This window comes from Bizionia paragorgiae, from assembly GCF_900107625.1.
Taxonomy (GTDB): domain Bacteria; phylum Bacteroidota; class Bacteroidia; order Flavobacteriales; family Flavobacteriaceae; genus Bizionia; species Bizionia paragorgiae.
The window spans coordinates 31,169-49,339 of the sequence record NZ_FNQK01000005.1; the positions used below are offsets into that span (position 1 = coordinate 31,169).

An 18,171-nucleotide genomic window follows, 5' to 3' on the forward strand; every position below is an offset into this window, starting at 1 on the left:
AAATTTTATTCAAAAATAATCAAATTATTATATAAAGTCGATTATAGTTAAAGAGAAAATCTAAAAGTGATTAAAATTATTTTTTCTTCAAGAGTATTTACTATTTATTGCTAATTGTTTATAATTTAAACCGAAACCTATAGGGGAATACCACCCGTAATTAGTATTTTTATACCCTAAAAATAAGAAGAGTTTGGAGAAGTATTTAAGTCAATTAAACGAAGCACAATTAGCACCAACTATACAAAAAGATGGACCTATGATAGTTATCGCAGGTGCAGGTTCAGGAAAGACCCGTGTGTTAACTTTTAGAATAGCCTATTTAATGAGTCAAGGAGTAGATTCCTTTAATATTTTAGCGTTAACCTTTACTAATAAAGCAGCACGTGAAATGAAGGGACGTATTGCTGAAATTGTTGGTAGTGGGGAGGCTAAGAACTTATGGATGGGAACGTTTCACTCTGTATTTGCTAAGATTTTACGTTTTGAAGGGCACCACTTAGGATTCCCAAGTAATTTCACTATTTATGACACCCAAGATTCTCAGCGTTTAATGGGATCTATTATAAAGGAAATGGGGCTTGATAAAGAAGTATATAAAACAAAGCAAGTCTATTCTCGTATATCCTCTTACAAAAACAGTCTGATTACCGTTAAAGCATATTTTAAAAACCCAGAATTAATGGAAGCCGATGCCATGGCACGCCGACCAAGAATGGGGGAGATTTATGCAGCATATGTGGATCGCTGTTTTAAAGCAGGAGCTATGGATTTTGACGACTTACTGCTAAGGACCAACGAGCTGCTAACGCGTTTTCCAACGGTGTTAGCGAAATATCAGGATAAATTTAGATATATTTTGGTGGATGAGTATCAAGATACCAACCATTCGCAGTATCTTATCGTTCGTGCTTTAGCCGATCGTTTTCAAAATATATGTGTGGTGGGTGACGATGCTCAAAGTATTTATGCGTTTAGGGGGGCAAATATTAATAATATTTTGAACTTCCAAAAAGATTATGATAACGTAAAATTATACCGCTTAGAACAAAATTACCGCTCTACAAAGAATATTGTAAATGCTGCCAATTCAGTTATAGATCATAACCAAACGAAATTAGATAAGGTGGTATGGACCTCCAACGAAGAGGGGTCAAAGGTTATCGTGCATCGTTCTCTAACCGATGGTGATGAAGGACGCTTTGTAGCGAGTAGTATTTTTGAAAACAAAATGCAGCACCAGTTACCAAATAGCGATTTTGCTATTTTGTACCGTACCAATGCACAATCGCGTGCTATGGAGGACGCTCTAAGAAAACGTGAGATTCCTTACCGTATTTATGGAGGCTTGTCTTTTTACCAACGCAAAGAAATTAAAGACGTATTGGCTTATTTACGTTTGGTATTAAACCCTGCCGATGAGGAAGCTTTAAAACGTGTAATTAATTACCCAGCGCGAGGTATTGGTCAAACAACTATAGATCGATTAATGGTTGCTGCTAATGGTTATAAGAAAACCATATTTGAAATCATTAAAAATATTGATAAAGTCGATATTAAAATCAATGGTGGTACAAAAAATAAACTAAGAGATTTTGCTACCCTTATTGAAAGTTTTCAAGTGATGAATCAAACGGCAAACGCTTTTGATTTAGCCGAATATATTACGAAAACAACAGGGCTAATAAAAGAACTTAATAAGGACGGAACGCCAGAAGGTGTCGTGAAACTTGAAAATGTTGAGGAACTTTTAAATGGTATTAAGGATTTTGTTGAAGGGCAACTAGAACTTGCTGATGCCTCAGATTCCTTAGCCGAATTTTTAGAAGACGTGGCATTGGCTACCGATATGGATGCCGACAAAGGGGATGAAGACCATGTGGCCCTAATGACGATTCACTTGGCAAAAGGATTAGAGTTTTCTCATGTTTATATCGTAGGATTGGAAGAGGATTTATTCCCGAGTGCCATGAGTATGAATACGCGAAGCGAACTTGAAGAAGAGCGCCGTTTATTTTATGTAGCGCTTACACGTGCCGAAAAGCAAGCGTATTTAACCTATGCTTTATCGCGATACCGCTGGGGTAAATTGGTCGATTCCGAGCCTAGTCGTTTTATCGAAGAAATTGATGAGCAATATGTGGAGAATTTAACTCCTGAGGAAGAGCGACGCATAAACCCGATGCTTTCTGAAGATATCTTCGGAGACGCACCACCAAATAAAATAAGGTTTAAAAAAGCTGTGCAGCCAAAAATTCAGAAAAAATCGAGTAAAAAAGAACCTGAGAACTTTAAATTAAGTGTCCCTAAAAAACTTAAGAAAGTTGAAAAAACTGCCGCTACAACAGATAATGCTAACTTATTTGATAGCGAGCTAGCTGTTGGGAATTTTGTAAAACACTTGCGTTTTGGTAAAGGAGAGGTTCTTAAAATTGAAGGAAAAGGTGGTGATGTAAAAGCTGAAATTAGATTTGAAGTAGGCGGAGTGAAAAAATTATTACTGCGTTTTGCTAAACTTAAAATTATAGGGTAGGCCTTACGTGATTTTTTTAATATAAAATCGAATAGGTTTACACCAGCTTGTAAAGCTAAAAACAAAACAGGGATAGTTATACTAAGTTATAGCTATCCCTTTTTATTTGATTTAATGATGGGTTAATATAAAAGATTTAAGCTTGGTCCAAGTATCTAAGGCGTTGGCTCCAGTCCATCCATGACCTTCATTAGGGTATAAGGTAAATTCGTTTTCAACACCAAGCGCCGTTAGTTTTGCTTCCATATCTACACCTTGAGAGGTAGGAATTAAAGGATCCATTCCGCCATAAAACAAAATGGTAGGGGCCGAGGAAGCTTGAACTTGGTGATAGGGACTGTACTGTTCCAAGACACTTGTTGTTGGAGTGACACCAAAATATAAAAAGGACGGATTAACAAAATCGCTGTAAGCAGGGTCTGTAAAGTTAGTCGGCCCCACAAGACTCGCTACCATAGCCACATCCTGTTGTGTGTCATAGTCGTAAGTCCATAATAATGATAAATGTGCCCCAGCGCTGACACCAATAAAAGCATAGTCTTCCGAAATAACATATTCATTTCTCTTGGCCTTTAACTGATTAATAACTGCAGTAATATCATCTAACTGCATAGGAAAAGGAGAAACACCTTGGGAAGCTAAGCGATAATTAATATTTACAATCGCATATTCGGAAAGTTCTGCTTTAGCAATATCCCTATAAGGATTCATATCTACTTTATCACCAGCAGTCCAACCGCCACCGTGTACAAGAATTAATACTTTAGTGTTTAAATCTCTATGCGCTGGTAAATAAATGTCGTAAACCTGCTGGTTATTATTTCCGTAAGGCACATCAAGGAATTGTGTTTCTTGAGTTTGTTGGATGATGACCTGAGATTCAGAATCGTCATCAGAACAGGAAAAACAAAACAATGTTAGCAATAGGAGTGATAAAAATGGAGCAGATAATTTTTTCATAATAAAATAGTATTTACTTTAGTAAACATTAAACCAAGGTAAGTATTATGGCAGAATTAATTAGAATTTACGAAGAAAATCCGAATCCGAAGGAAATTAAGAAGGTTGTCGATGTATTAAAGCGTGGTGGTCTCGTGGTATATCCTACCGATACGGTTTATGGTTTAGGTTGTGATATTAATAACACGAAAGCTTTAGAAAAAATCGCTAGAATAAAAGGTGTTAAGCTAGAAAAGGCTAACCTGTCCTTTATTTGCTCCGATTTAAGTAATCTAAGCGATTATGTAAAACAAATTGATACAGCAACTTTTAAAATACTAAAGCGAGCACTTCCTGGCCCTTACACCTTTATTTTACCGGGATCACGCTCATTGCCTTCCGTGTTTAAGAAGAAAAAAGAAGTAGGTATTCGTATACCTAACAACGCTATCACTTTAGAAATAGTTAAGGCCCTTGGGAATCCCTTAGTATCCACTTCTATAAGAGATGAAGATGAGGTTTTGGAGTACACTACCGATCCAGAGCTTATTCTAGAGAAATGGGATAACCTTGTCGATCTAGTGGTCGATGGAGGTTATGGAGATAACCAAGGATCAACAATTATTGATCTGTCTAATGGTGGTGATGACCCTATAATCGTTAGAGAGGGAAAAGGTAGTCTAGAAATTTTTTAAACAAAAATCAGGATATAAAAAAAGCCTAATCGCGAGATTAGGCTTTTTTATTATATTAAATAAATCAAATTATTCTTTAGATAAAGATTTCATTTCTTCTTCAATCATGTTGTAGAATTGGTCAATTCTAGGCATAATTAAAATCTTAGTACGTCTGTTAATTGCACGGTTTTCAGCAGTAATATTGTCCACTAATGGCACATACTCAGATCTACCAGCTGCAATTAATTTAGAAGGCGCAACTCCTAGGTCTTGTAAAGCTCTAACAATAGATGTACTACGTTTTACACTTAAATCCCAGTTGTCTATTAAACCTTCTCTTTGTCTGTAAGGTACATTATCTGTGTGACCTTCAACCATAGCTTCGAAATCAGGTTTTCCATTAATTACAGTCGCTACTTTAGCTAAAATTTCTTTCGCTCTGTTGGTGATGTTGTAGCTACCACTTTTAAATAATAGTTTATCTGATAATGAAATAAATACAACGCTCTTTTCTACGTTAATTTCAATATCTGGATCATTTAATCCAACTTCTTTCTTAAGGCTAGTAACTAAGGCTAGTGTAACACTATCTTTTTTAGTTAATGCATCTTGTAAACGAGAGATTTTTAAATCTTTCTCTTTTAAGCTTTCTAAAGATTTTTCAAGATTTGTTGCTCCTTTTGTAGTAAGAACAGTCATGTCTTTAGAGGTTTCAATTAACGCTTGGTTAGTAGCTCTCATGTCTGCTAAACGCTCTGTTAATTCTTTCGCTCTTGCTGCCGATGCTGCTTCATCCGCTAAACAACGATTTAATTTCACTGTTGCGGTATTTAATAAATCTTGTGTTTCTTTGTGCTTTTCTTCTAGCGCTAAGTATTCCTTTTTAGAAACACATGAACCTAAAGTAAGTAGTGCTACTGCACCAAATAATATGATTTTTTTCATAATTGTATAAAGGTGGTTTAATTGTTAAACATATCAAAAGTAGATAAAATTAAAATGTTAAAAGAAGCATTAACAAAACTTTGACTATAAGTATTAGAAATCTTTAAACAAACGCTTCCTTTGTATGTAATATAGCCATACTACACTAGAATGAGAATAATAGTTTTTGCGTTGTTTCGAGTGTTTTCGCTGTTTTAACAGGGTGTTTAACGCTGAGTAAAAGCTAAAATGGGCTTTTAGAATCGCTAAAATATGTTTGGGTTTTAACTCAATTAAAAATTTAATAGCGGCAAAGCCATCTAATACCAAACGGGTAAAAATTAAAGAAAATAGGTTACCGGAGGCATTTTTTGTTAGGCAGAATAAACTATTCCTAAAGTTTAGGTAGGTTTTTTTGGGATTTTGGGCATTTAAAGTAGCGCCACCAAGGTGGTAAACTGTCGATTCGCCTACGTATTTAGTTTGATAATTTAAATTATAGGCACGCCAACATAAATCGATTTCTTCCATGTGTGCAAAAAAAGACTCATCAAAACCGTTTAAGCTGTGAAACACGTTTTTTCGAATAAAAAAACAAGCCCCTGAAGCCCAAAATATTGATGTGCTTGTATCGTATTGATTGGAATCTTTTTCGATGCTGTTAAATACGCGTCCGCGGCAATAAGGATAGCCATATTTGTCTATAAACCCTCCAGCAGCCCCAGCATATTCAAAATGTGATTTGTTATTGTAATCTAATATTTTGGGTTGAATAATTACAGTTTCTGGTTCAGCCTCAAAGGTTTCTAAAATTGGAGATAACCAGTTTTTAGTCACTTCAACATCACTATTTAATAAGCAAAGTAACGGTTCGTCTACGAACTTTAAAGCATCGTTGTAGCCCTTGGCATAGCCTCCATTAACTTTGTTTTCTATTATTTTTACAGAAGGAAAATGATCGCGTATAAAACGAAGTGAATCATCGGTAGAAGCATTGTCGGCAACATAAATAGTCGCGTTTGGAGAATGGCTGACTACCGACGGTAAAAAGGTTTCCAATAACGATTTACCGTTCCAGTTTAATATTACAACAGCTATTTTCATTTTTCTAATTTATATTCAGGAATGTCTTTTAAGAAATGATACCTCTCTGCATCAAAATCCATTTGGCAATAATAGTGATGGAGTCCATTGGTTACCATAAGGTAGGTGGCGTTTAATGCTAAATTATAACGGGCTACCTGGTCGAACGTATTTTGTTTTATAGGTATTTTTGGAGCTTTACACTCTACAATTAAGTGAATACTGCCATCCGGATTAAACACAACGATATCGTAACGTTTTTTTAAGTCATTAATTATGAGTTCTTTCTCAACATTAATTAGGGATTTCGGGTAATTCTTTTCTTCCATGAGGTATAACACGCAATGTTGTCGTACCCATTCTTCGGGTTGAAGAATTACGAATTTTTTACGAATAGCATCGAATATAGATACTTTATTTTCGCTATTTTTGAATCGAAACGAATATGTAGGAAAATTTAATTGTTGCACTACACTAATTGGATGAATGTTTAGTAATGGACGAAGTTAAGCAGTTAGTAACTGATATAAAAAATAAAAACCTAAAACCTATTTATTTATTAATGGGTGAGGAGGCGTATTATATAGATAAAATATCAGATTTTATTGAAGATACCGTGTTGGCCGAAGAAGAAAAAGGGTTTAATCAAATGGTGCTTTATGGTCGCGATGTTACCATAGATGATATTGTTGGTCAAGCAAAACGCTATCCTATGATGGCCGATAAACAAGTGGTTATTGTTAAAGAAGCTCAAGATTTATCGCGAACCATAGATAATCTGCTAACTTATGCTAAATCGCCACAGTTATCTACAGTTTTAGTGTTGTGCTATAAATACAAGTCTGTAGATAAGCGTAAAGCCGTTTATAAAGCCATAAAAAAATCGGGGGTCGTTTACGAAAGTAAAAAACTTTACGAAAACCAAGTGCCCGACTGGATTCGACGCGTATTGTCGGCACAAGGCTATACTATAGATCCCAAAGCCTCCCAAATGCTGGTCGAATTTTTAGGTACCGATTTAGGGAAGATAAATAACGAATTAGAAAAACTTCAAATTGTTTTACCTAAGAATTCCGAGATAACTCCCGTGCATATCGAAGAGAATATTGGAATCAGTAAAGATTATAACAATTTCGAATTGCGAAAAGCAGTAGGCTCAAGAAATGATGCTAAAGCGTTCAAAATTATTAAATATTTCGGCGAAAACCCTAAAGACAATCCTATGGTTGTCACTGTAGCTTTACTCTTTAATTTCTTTTCTCAGATTTTGCAGCTGCATGGTATGAGTGATAAATCGCCAAGAAGTGTGGCTTCTGCATTAAAAGTTAATCCGTATTTTGTAAACGAATATATCGATGCCGCTAGAAATTTCCCAATGCGAAAAGTGAGTGGTGTTATTGGTGTTTTAAGAGAGTTTGATGTTAAGAGTAAAGGGGTGAATGCAAATGCAACTCCACAAAAAGATTTATTAAAAGAAATGCTCGTTAAAATATTAAGTTAATAGACCTCCTTTTCAGCACTAACCGCGTTCCATGGTATTTCCCTCTATTTTGGTTAGACCATATTTTTACTAACAGGAAATGATTTATGACGATTCTAGCGCTTCGAGTTGCAGATTAAAATCATATTGTAAATCTTCGTGGAGCGTTGGTATTTTCTTTTTAATGGTATCGATTTGTCGGTTATAAATCAATAACAAGGTCGTGTTAGTTCTAATTGAAGGTTTAAAGTTTTTAAGCTCTTCACAAAAATAAAGAAGGAGTTCAATTTCGGTTTCTTTACTATTAGAATAACGCACGTATTTTTTGATTAGTCGGAGAATTTTCCGAACACTTTTTTTAATGTAGAAATAGCTGTTTGTGTTTATCAGGGTAAACTGTTCGCTAATTTCCTCTTTAATACCTTCTATATAATCAGCTTCATTATGAGATTCGAATAATAAGTAGGTGAGGAGTTCCTTATTTTCTTTCTTAAAACGCGATAAGCGTAAGCACAAGTTTATTAAGTCTTCTTGAGACGTGTGTTTTAACTCGTCTTTTATTTGTTTAACAGTGGCAGCTTTCATGTTTACTTATAATGTTTGCGAATGATTTTTTTTACGTGAAATAAGCGTACAATCCCTATTATAAGTAAAATAGGAGAACAACTTATTAATACAATCCCGAAGCCTTTTATATCGGAAAACCAATCCAGCTTTAAAATAGTAATTCCGGAACCTAAAAAGACCATAAACGTTCTAAAATAAGCTAAAAAAGTACGTTCGTTAGCGAGCTTTGTTCGTTCGATAGCTAACCAATCTCGGGTGGTTAATGGGGGTGCGTCGTTAGTATCTTTCATGGTTTTGTTATTTTGGCTTTAGGATTGGCTAATAAGGTAAAAAGATAGCTTATAAAAAGCAAAAACCTTTCAAACTTAGAGTCAGAAAGGTTTTTGTATAATCAGTTTTGAAATGACCTTATCTCAGTTTTGGAAAATCGTTAGGATTAACTTCATGCATAACGTCATAAACCGCTTCAAAAATATCCTCAGCTGATGGTTTAGAGAAATAATCTCCATCTGTACCATAAGCAGGTCGGTGTGCTTTAGCAGTTAGAGTTTTTGGCTGACTGTCTAAATATTTATAACCGTTTTGAGTGTTTAATACTTCGTTTAATAAGTAAGCAGAAGCTCCTCCAGGTACATCTTCATCAATAACCATTAAACGGTTTGTTTTTTGAAGACTCTTCACTACATCGTGATTTAAATCAAAAGGTAATAATGACTGTGCATCGATCACTTCTGCATTAATCCCTACTTCTAATAATTCTTTTGCTACCTGATCTACAATTCGTAATGTAGAACCATAAGACAATAGTGTGATATCAGATCCTTCTTTAACGGTTTCAACGACACCTATAGGCGTTTTAAACTCCCCAAGGTTTGTTGGTAATTCTTCCTTTAAGCGGTAACCATTTAAGCATTCGATAACAATTGCTGGTTCGTCACTTTGTAAAAGCGTGTTGTAAAAACCTGCTGCTTTAGTCATATTTCTTGGGACTAAAACATGTACCCCTCTTACTAAATTGATAATACCTCCTAATTGAGAACCTGAGTGCCAAATCCCTTCTAAACGGTGTCCACGAGTACGAATAATTAATGGCGCTTTTTGACGTCCTTTAGTACGGTAACGTAAAGTTGCTAAATCATCACTTATTATTTGTAGTGCGTATAAAATATAATCTAAGTACTGTATTTCGGCAATTGGGCGTAAACCACGCATAGCCATACCTATACCTTGTCCTAAAATTGTTGCTTCTCTAATACCAGCATCAGACACACGTAATTCACCGTATTTTTCTTGTAATCCTTCTAAACCTTGGTTAACATCACCGATAGTTCCAGAATCTTCACCAAATATTAACGCTTCAGGGTATTTGCTAAAAATAGCATCGAAGTTATCTCGCATTACAATACGCGCGTCTACCTCTTCAGCATTGGCATCATATTCTGGTTTAACCTCTTGGATGTTTACAGCAGAGGACTCTGTTTCATTCACCAAATGTGAACTAAATTCAGGTTGTATTTTCTCTAAGTAAGCGGTTATCCACTGTTGTAATTCTTGTTTAGCTGATGTGTTTTCGTTTAAAACATAGCGTAACACTTTACGTGCAGAAGATAGAATATCTTTTCTGTTTGGTTCACTTACTTCAGATAAGGTATTGATAATTTTTTCAATAAACACTTTATTAGAACTAGATGCAGCTACTTTATTAAGTAACTCTAAAGCCTCTTTTCGTTCTGATTTAATAGGATCTATAAAAGCAGACCAAGCGGCTTTTTTACCATCTCTAACTTGCTTTTTAATCGATTTTTCTAAGTCTTTTAACTCGTCGTCGGTAGCAATACTACTAGAAATAATCCATGATCTCATTTTTGCGTTACAGTCATTTTCTGTTTCCCATTGTAAACGGGCTTCATCCTTATAACGTTCGTGAGAACCTGAAGTCGAATGACCTTGTGGTTGTGTTAGTTCGCTAACGTGAATTAACACAGGAACGTGCTCTTCTCTAGCGATTTTTGAAGCTTCTTGATAGGTTTCCATTAAGGCAACATAGTCCCAACCTTTAACGCGTAGTATTTCATATCCGTTAGTGCCTTCCTCTCTTTGGAAACCACTTAAAATAGTAGATATGTTTTCTTTTGTAGTTTGGTATTTTGCATGTACTGAAATACCGTATTCGTCATCCCAAACACTAATAACCATAGGAACTTTTAATACCCCGGCAGCGTTTATAGTTTCGAAAAACAAGCCTTCACTTGTACTGGCGTTACCAATAGTTCCCCAAGCAACTTCGTTACCATTATTAGAGAAATTATCGGCAGCAATACCGTCTACATTTCTATATATTTTTGAAGCCTGTGCTAAACCTAATAAGCGTGGCATTTGGCCCGCAGTAGGAGAGATATCAGAACTAGAGTTTTTTTGCTGAGTTAGGTTTTTCCATTGTCCATTGGCATCTAAACTATGCGTGGTAAAGTGACCACCCATTTGACGTCCGCCAGACATTGGCTCTTGCTCTAAGTTGGTGTTTCCATATAATCCTGCAAAAAATTGCTCTATAGAAAGCTCACCGATAGCCATCATAAAGGTTTGATCGCGGTAATACCCTGATCTAAAATCCCCATTCTGAAATGCTTTAGCTAATGCTAATTGTGGCACTTCTTTTCCGTCTCCAAAAATCCCGAACTTGGCTTTACCTGTAAGAACTTCTCGTCTTCCTAATAAGCTACATTCTCGACTAGTTACGGCAGTCTTATAATCGTTTAAAACTTGTGCTTTAAAGTCTTCAAAAGACATCTCATTTTTTAAGTCTGATAATGTTTGCATAATCTATATCTCGTTTTCTGCAAAAGTAGGCAATATTTATACATTTTGCAATACCAAAACACGACAAAAAATTGCGATATTTTAACTAAAACAACTATTTCTTTGTCATATGTTTAAAAAAAACAATAAATGGGACTTTTTGTTAATAATATAACAATGGATTTTTCCTTAGGTGCAGCTCATTTTGTGTTTGTGGCTAAACTTGCCGTTTAAGTTGGGGTTACACAACACTAATTGGTAGCTTGCTAAGGTGGTATAAAGTATTGATAGTGCTATTAATACCAGCGGCGAGTAAATAACTTTAAAAGTGTGTTTGGGGATAGGGTGACTATAAAGCGAATGCTTTTATCGTATTCGGGTTTAGAAATTTCCCAACCTTTATTTGAGTATATCGGAAAGTAAAGTTCGAAATAATCTTCGACTAAATTTAAACGAATACCGGTGTCGTAAACAAACTCAGGACTCGTATTATGGTTTTTTACCAAGCCCACATCTCCATAAGCCATAATATAACGCCAAAGGGTGGTGCTGGTGTTCACAGTAGAAATCCACTGGTTTGCAAATGGGGTGTCTAGTTGCGATTTAAATCCTCCTTCGGCAATGATTAATTGCTGACTTAATAATCCGGCCTCTTCGGTGCGACCTAAGTAATCATAATCAAATAGATAATCGGTAGGGCGGTCTAAAGCAAAACTAAAAAAATCTGTGTCTTGATAGGTGGAGTTATAGATAAAGGTTCCGAAATAGGCGCGTAAGTTATACTGACGGTTGTTTTCAGTAAGGGTTCTAAATTCTAAAGTGGTCGAAAATTTCCCGAAGTTTTTAGCGAATTGAAGATCTGTATTCCAAGAACTGTAGTTTTTAAGGTTTGGGTTGACTTCGGTATAACTTGCATTAAAGACGCTATACTTAGGTTCCCCTTCGGTTTTAAATTCTCCAGTAGCATCAATTTCTCGGTTGATATTTACATATCTAAAATCCAGATATTGTTTTTTGTTTTTACGTAAGTCGTCAGGATTTCGAAAACGAAAACTTACCGAGGGCGTAAATGAAGTGTACGATAGGTTAGGAGCGTAGTTATAGTATTCTCCACGAAGGGTGTACCCCGTAAAATAATGTTTGCTTCCTTCTTTTCTATCGGCATAACTTAAATAGGCACTACCAACTAATTGGTCGCTTTTAATTGCGTATTTCGGACTGAATTTATAAAGGAAATCTTTAGATAATACTGTTTTATTATAAAGCTTTAAACCCGGTGAAAATCCGTCGTAAAAGTTATAAGCGAATTCTGGCATAAAGAATATCTGACTGTAATCGGGGTCTTCAATATCCTTAAATAATCGAAATTGAATGGGTTTATCCAGTAGTTTGTTAACCCGTTTCCAGTTATTTCGGGTGTTTACTTCTGGTATAGTTTTATTGTAATTAATAGCTAACCTATCGGCATCCGAATTAGGGATAGTAATCGTTTTTTTGTGTCTAAATCCGGGAATCCATTGTTGTGCAATAACCGAATCGTTTTTTATAGTAAATAAAGACACTGGCATACTGTTGTTTTTACGATTATGCAAGGTGACAATTAACGAATCGCCATGTTTTTTTACATGGTTTATTTTAAAGTCAATTTTCTCGTTGGTACTGACGTAATCAGTATTAAACCAGTCAATATCTTTATCGGTATGTTCTTTTAAATAGGAAATAAATGTTTCGGACTTCGTTGGTTTTAGGGCTTTGTCTTTTAGGAACTGTTTAATTGCTATTTCACCTAAGGGACTATTGGTATAGTCGTCTAAATAACGTAATCCAGCACCGGCTTTATATTTGTTGGCAATGTTTTCGTTAAACTTAAGTAGCGAATCCTTAGCCATTTTTAAGGGCTGATCTAAATGTGTTCTCGCCATATGAACATATCCCAAGTTATATTGGTCGTTAAATTTTAAATCGGCCGCATGGAACGCGCGTAGTCCCCAAATGTTACCAAGAGTACCGGTTAATTTAATCTCAGGATAGTGTGTGTCTATATATTTTATAAGTAAATACGTTTGAATAGCGTCTACCACCCACTGGTCTTCTCTAGGATTGATGAGTACTGTGTTCTCAAGAAAATTTCGCAATCCTGTTTTTAATAATTTGAGCTCGTATTGAAAAGTATCTGGAAAGGGGCGAATAAAACTTGGTAGTAGGTTTAAGCCGTAAATCGGATCTTTTTTATAGTCGATAGCGGTTAATAGTAATTTATTGTGAGGGTAAGGTCCTAAATGATCGGTTATATATTTTGCTACTTTGTCGGTTGCTAAAGCGACTCTAGTCGCCTCCAAACTCTCATCACCTATATTAGATTGTATGGTTAAAAAATCAGTTTGAACGGTTTGGTAGGTATTCTCCTTATTTAAAAACAGTCTAGAGTTAATTCTATCATTACCCTGTAAAAGAGTTGTTTTTTTATTTCCACTAACTCTTGTTTCTACCGTGTTTAGCTCTGAAATAAGGGTGTAGTTTTGAGGATACGTAAAGTTAAGGGAAATATTAGATTTTGGTACATAAGCATCGTTTAAATCTTTATTGCTAAAGTAGTGCCATTCACCATCAAAAACTGCTGGTGTTATGTACCAAAATCTTAAATTAAAATCATTAGTATCTGTAACGCCATACCTTGTGAATTTATCATGTGGTATTTGTAGCGTATACTTCAGGTTTAAATGATAAGATTCCTGAGGTAAAAGCGCCTTGTTTAGTACGACGGCAATAATGTCAGGGTTCTTTTTTAGTCGGCTAAAAGTAACCGCATTATTTTGATCTGTTATTTCTGATAAAACTGTAAACCCACGGTCTTCGTTTTTTGCAAAATGAAATGTATTTTTAAACTCTTCAGCGAATCGGGTAGCCAACGGTGTGTTCTTAGTCGAATAACTATGGCTCCAATCGGTTAAATAAATGGTGTCTAACGTTTTTTTAGAATCATTTAAATACATGATATTTTGCGCGATGTGAATACTTTTTGTTTCAGCATCCAAATCGGCATTAATAGTCATAGTATTCTGACTACTACTAGTAAAACTAAAAAAGAGACACACGAAAAGTGTCGTATAAAAATATTTCAATGGGGTTTAACGCTTTTTGTAGTAATAACGATAAAATTAAGAGATTAACATAGCATTTTTATTAAAAATTCGGACTCAAGCGGTATTCTTTATAGAATTCATCTAATATAGTAACCACTTCATCTTCTGTATCTACCAAGTGTATTAAGTCTAAATCACCAGGACTTACATTGGTGAATTTTTCTAATACCGTATCTTTTATCCAATCTAATAATCCAGACCAAAAATCTTTACCTACTAGTATAATTGGGAATTTTTCAATTTTATTAGTTTGAATCAGCGTAATCGCTTCAAAAAGTTCGTCTAAAGTCCCAAAACCTCCAGGCATAACCACAAAGCCTTGTGAGTACTTAACGAACATAACTTTACGTACAAAAAAGTAATCGAAATCTAAGGATTTATCATTGTCTATATACGGATTATCATGTTGTTCGAAAGGGAGGTCGATATTTAAACCAACAGAGGTTCCGTTTGCTAAATGTGCTCCTTTATTTCCTGCTTCCATAATTCCTGGTCCACCACCGGTGATAACGCCATATCCAGCTTCACAAATACGTCTTGCAATATTTTCTGCTAATTTGTAATATTTATGATCGGGTTGGGTTCTTGCCGATCCGAAAATAGATACACTTGGACCTATTTGACTCATTTTTTCAAATCCGTTAACAAACTCACCCATAATTTTAAATATGGCCCATGAATCGTTAGTTTTATTCTCATTCCAACCTTTGTGATGTTGTTCTTTTCTCATTTATAATTTAATTTTTAATAGTTTTTTTACTGTTACGTTATTGACAAATTTAATAGATTTTAAGACAATAATAGGAGTTTATGCTGTTTTTAAAAACAGCTTATAAATCTGTCATTTTATTGCCCAAAAAAAACGAGCCGATAGGCTCGTTTTATAGGTGATTTATTTACTTTCTTATAATGGTTTTCGTCCGGTAATAATATTATATAGTATAACAATAACTGCTATAACTAATAAAACATGTATTAAACTATTTGTTCCAATGCCTGGCATGACACCTAAAAAACCTAGGAGCCAAACAATAATACAGATAACGGCTACAAGCCAAAGAATACCTCTCATAATTTTGTTTTTTTATAGTTAGTTGGTCTAATATACTAAACTTAATTACGTAGAAGTGTTAAAATTTTATGAAAAAATTAGAATATTTTAATTTAACTTACAGATTTAGCTCTTTTTTTAAGAATTTAGCGGTATAGCTTTTCTTGTGTTTAGCTACGTGTTCGGGGGTACCATGGGTAATGACTTCGCCACCGCCTTTACCTCCCTCGTATCCGATGTCGATAATATGGTCTACCGTTTTTATAACGTCTAGGTTGTGTTCGATTATAAGTACACTATTTCCTTTGTCTGCCAATTTATTTAGCACAATCATAAGTACTCTAATGTCCTCAAAATGAAGACCCGTTGTAGGTTCGTCTAAAATATAGAAGGTGTTACCGGTATCGCGTTTACTTAATTCGGTAGCGAGTTTAATACGTTGGGCCTCACCGCCAGATAAGGTGGTGCTTTGTTGTCCCAGAGTGATATATCCTAAACCGACATCTTGAATAGTTTTTAGTTTTCGGTGTATTTTTGGAATGTTTTCAAAAAAGTCAACCCCTTCATTAATGGTCATATTTAAGACATCGCTAATACTTTTTCCTTTATATCGGATTTCTAGGGTCTCGCGATTAAATCGTTTACCTTGGCAGGTTTCGCATTCGACATAAACATCTGGTAGGAAATTCATCTCAATAACACGCAATCCGCCACCTTTACACGTTTCACAGCGCCCTCCAGCAACATTAAAACTAAAACGTCCTGGTTTATAGCCACGAATCATGGCTTCTGGGATTTTGGCAAACAAACTTCTTATTTCTCCAAATGTTCCGGTGTAAGTTGCAGGATTACTTCGAGGTGTTCTACCAATTGGCGATTGATTAATGTCGATGACTTTATCAATATGTTCTAAGCCTTTAATGCTTTTGTAGGGCATGGGTTTCTTTACACCATTAAAGTAATAGGCGTTGAGAATAGGGTATAGGGTCTCGTTAATTAAAGTCGACTTACCGCTTCCAGACACTCCAGTAACACCAATCATTTTTCCTAAAGGAAATTTAACCGAAACATTTTTTAAGTTGTTTCCTGTACAGCCTTTTAATTCTATAAAATGGCCATTACCTTCACGGCGCTTTTTCGGTATTTCTATTTCTCGCGTGCCATTAAGGTATTCGGCGGTTAAGGTGTGTTCTTTTAATAATTCTTTAGGTGTGCCTTGGCTAATTATTTCACCTCCATATTTACCTGCTCGCGGTCCGATGTCGATAACGTGATCTGCTCGTTCTATCATGTCTTTATCGTGTTCAACAACAATCACCGAATTGCCAATGTCTCTTAAAGAAATTAGAGAGTTGATTAGTTTTTCATTGTCACGCTGGTGTAATCCAATACTCGGTTCGTCGAGGATATATAATACACCCACCAATTGAGAGCCAATTTGGGTGGCTAATCGAATACGCTGGGCTTCGCCTCCCGATAGGGATTTTGAGCTGCGATTTAAGGATAAGTAATTTAAACCAACATCTAATAAAAACTGAAGCCTTGCTTTTATTTCCTTTATAATTTCTTCTCCAATTTTAAGTTGTTTATCGGTAAGATGAGTGCTTAAAGTGTTAAACCACTCCGACAGGTCAACAATGTCTTTGTTGGCTAACTGCGCAATATTTTCTCCGTTGATTTTAAAGTATAATGATTCTTTACGTAAGCGTGTACCTTCGCAAACCGGACATTCCACTTTGTCCATGTATTCCTTAGCCCATCGTTTTAGAGATTTTGAATCGGCATTTTCGTACTGACTTTCGATAAAATTTGCAATACCTTCAAAGTCTATTTTATACTCTCTAGTAATGCCAAGCGTTTTACTGTCTACAGTGAATTTCTCATTACCACCATATAAAATAACTTGTTTAGCTTCTTCAGGAATAGATTTGTAAGGATCTGTTAACTTAAAATTATAGCGTTGTGCAATAATTTCAAGTTGTTTGAATATCCAACTTTTCTTTTCTGGTCCTTGAGGTGCTAAAGCACCATTTTTTATCGATAAGCTATCGTCTGGGACAATTTTACTTTCATTAACCTGATAGAGATCACCAATACCGTTACAGTTACTACAAGCGCCTTTAGGTGAATTGAATGAGAAGTTATTAGGTTCTGGATTAGGATAAGAAATCCCTGAGCTAGGACACATAAGATTACGACTAAAATAGCGTGCTTCTTGGGTATCTTGGTCGATTACTAGTAGCACATCATCACCGTGATACATGGCTGTATTAATACTCTCACTTAGGCGTTTGTCATTTTCGGTACTGTCATCGATTTTAAGTCTGTCGATAACGATTTCAATATCGTGATTTTTATAACGGTCTAGTTTCATTCCTTTTTTAAGGTCGACAATCTCACCGTCGGTTCTTACCTTAACAAAACCTTGTTTCGCAATTTGCTCGAAAAGTTCACGATAATGCCCTTTACGAGAACGTACTACAGGTGCTAGAATATTAATGCGTTTACCATTAAAATCACTTATAATTAAGTCTTTAATTTGTTCATCATTATAGCTTACCATTTTATCGCCGGTATTAAAACTATAAGCATCGCTAGCACGCGCATATAGCAAGCGTAGAAAATCATAGATTTCGGTAATCGTTCCTACGGTAGAGCGCGGTGACTTGCTAGTCGTTTTTTGCTCGATAGCAATAACAGGCGAGAGTCCGTCAATTTTATCGACATCCGGACGTTCTAGTCCGCCAAGAAACTGTCTAGCATAAGCTGAAAAGGTTTCAATATAACGTCGTTGTCCTTCGGCATAAATCGTATCAAAAGCTAATGATGATTTCCCACTTCCCGATAAACCTGTAATAACAACAAGTTTTTCTCTTGGAATAGTAACATCTATATTTTTTAGATTGTGAACTCTGGCACCTTGTACCTCAATATTTTCTTCAAAATTGGTCATAAAAAAGCTGTTTAGCCTTAAG

At 35.4% G+C, this 18,171-nt stretch carries 14 protein-coding genes; 3 read left to right on the top strand and 11 right to left on the bottom strand.

All coding sequences use genetic code 11. The annotated features are described in order from the left end of the window. The first annotated feature begins 193 nt into the window (after positions 1-193). Complete coding sequence (locus BLV64_RS04460) at positions 194-2,533, top strand: ATP-dependent helicase (protein ID WP_092132991.1); 2,340 nt, start codon at positions 194-196, stop codon at positions 2,531-2,533. A gap of 111 nt (positions 2,534-2,644) precedes the next feature. Here BLV64_RS04460 and BLV64_RS04465 read toward each other — a convergent pair whose 3' ends face one another. After that, positions 2,645-3,493, bottom strand: coding sequence for an alpha/beta hydrolase (locus BLV64_RS04465; protein ID WP_092132992.1), 849 nt, complete (start codon positions 3,491-3,493; stop codon positions 2,645-2,647). Between the two features lie 47 nt (positions 3,494-3,540). On the opposite strand from BLV64_RS04465, the gene BLV64_RS04470 reads away from it, so the two are divergent. Then, positions 3,541-4,167: an L-threonylcarbamoyladenylate synthase gene (locus BLV64_RS04470; RefSeq protein ID WP_092132993.1), complete on the top strand. Its 627-nt coding sequence runs from the start codon at positions 3,541-3,543 to the stop codon at positions 4,165-4,167. Between the two features lie 69 nt (positions 4,168-4,236). Here the strand turns inward: BLV64_RS04470 and BLV64_RS04475 are convergent, their stop codons facing one another. From BLV64_RS04475 to BLV64_RS04485, 3 genes are all read right to left on the bottom strand, one after another. Beyond that, the gene (locus BLV64_RS04475) at positions 4,237-5,094 is read right to left on the bottom strand and encodes an OmpA/MotB family protein (RefSeq protein ID WP_092132994.1); all 858 of its coding nucleotides are present in this window, start codon (positions 5,092-5,094) and stop codon (positions 4,237-4,239) included. A gap of 93 nt (positions 5,095-5,187) precedes the next feature. Beyond that, a complete protein-coding gene (locus BLV64_RS04480; RefSeq protein ID WP_092132995.1) occupies positions 5,188-6,177 on the bottom strand; it encodes a glycosyltransferase family 2 protein in 990 nt (329 codons plus the stop codon). After that, entirely contained in the window at positions 6,174-6,626 is a 453-nt protein-coding gene (locus tag BLV64_RS04485) for a type I restriction enzyme HsdR N-terminal domain-containing protein (protein ID WP_092132996.1), read from the bottom strand. Before BLV64_RS04485 ends, BLV64_RS04480 begins: the two co-directional genes overlap by 4 nt. A 26-nt stretch (positions 6,627-6,652) precedes the next feature. On the opposite strand from BLV64_RS04485, the gene holA reads away from it, so the two are divergent. Next, positions 6,653-7,657: a DNA polymerase III subunit delta gene (holA, locus tag BLV64_RS04490; RefSeq protein ID WP_092132997.1), complete on the top strand. Its 1,005-nt coding sequence runs from the start codon at positions 6,653-6,655 to the stop codon at positions 7,655-7,657. Positions 7,658-7,741: 84 nt separating this feature from the next. Here the strand turns inward: holA and BLV64_RS04495 are convergent, their stop codons facing one another. The 7 genes from BLV64_RS04495 to uvrA all read right to left on the bottom strand — a co-directional run bounded on the left by BLV64_RS04495 (position 7,742) and on the right by uvrA (position 18,149). Continuing rightward, positions 7,742-8,221, bottom strand: a complete 480-nt coding sequence (locus BLV64_RS04495) for a hypothetical protein (protein WP_092132998.1) — start codon at positions 8,219-8,221, stop codon at positions 7,742-7,744. 2 nt (positions 8,222-8,223) lie between these two features. Then, positions 8,224-8,493, bottom strand: a complete 270-nt coding sequence (locus BLV64_RS04500; protein ID WP_092132999.1) for a DUF202 domain-containing protein — start codon at positions 8,491-8,493, stop codon at positions 8,224-8,226. 118 nt (positions 8,494-8,611) lie between these two features. After that, on the bottom strand, positions 8,612-11,023 hold the full coding sequence (locus BLV64_RS04505) for an alpha-ketoacid dehydrogenase subunit alpha/beta (RefSeq protein ID WP_092133000.1): 2,412 nt from the start codon (positions 11,021-11,023) through the stop codon (positions 8,612-8,614). A 275-nt stretch (positions 11,024-11,298) separates the two neighbouring features. Further along, the gene (locus BLV64_RS04510) at positions 11,299-14,055 is read right to left on the bottom strand and encodes a gluzincin family metallopeptidase (protein ID WP_245705869.1); all 2,757 of its coding nucleotides are present in this window, start codon (positions 14,053-14,055) and stop codon (positions 11,299-11,301) included. A 130-nt stretch (positions 14,056-14,185) separates the two neighbouring features. After that, complete coding sequence (locus BLV64_RS04515; protein WP_092133002.1) at positions 14,186-14,875, bottom strand: LOG family protein; 690 nt, start codon at positions 14,873-14,875, stop codon at positions 14,186-14,188. A gap of 174 nt (positions 14,876-15,049) precedes the next feature. Next, on the bottom strand, positions 15,050-15,217 hold the full coding sequence (locus BLV64_RS14455) for a lmo0937 family membrane protein (protein WP_143034128.1): 168 nt from the start codon (positions 15,215-15,217) through the stop codon (positions 15,050-15,052). 97 nt (positions 15,218-15,314) lie between these two features. Next, on the bottom strand, positions 15,315-18,149 hold the full coding sequence (gene uvrA / locus BLV64_RS04520) for an excinuclease ABC subunit UvrA (RefSeq protein ID WP_092133003.1): 2,835 nt from the start codon (positions 18,147-18,149) through the stop codon (positions 15,315-15,317). Positions 18,150-18,171 lie beyond the last annotated feature (22 nt).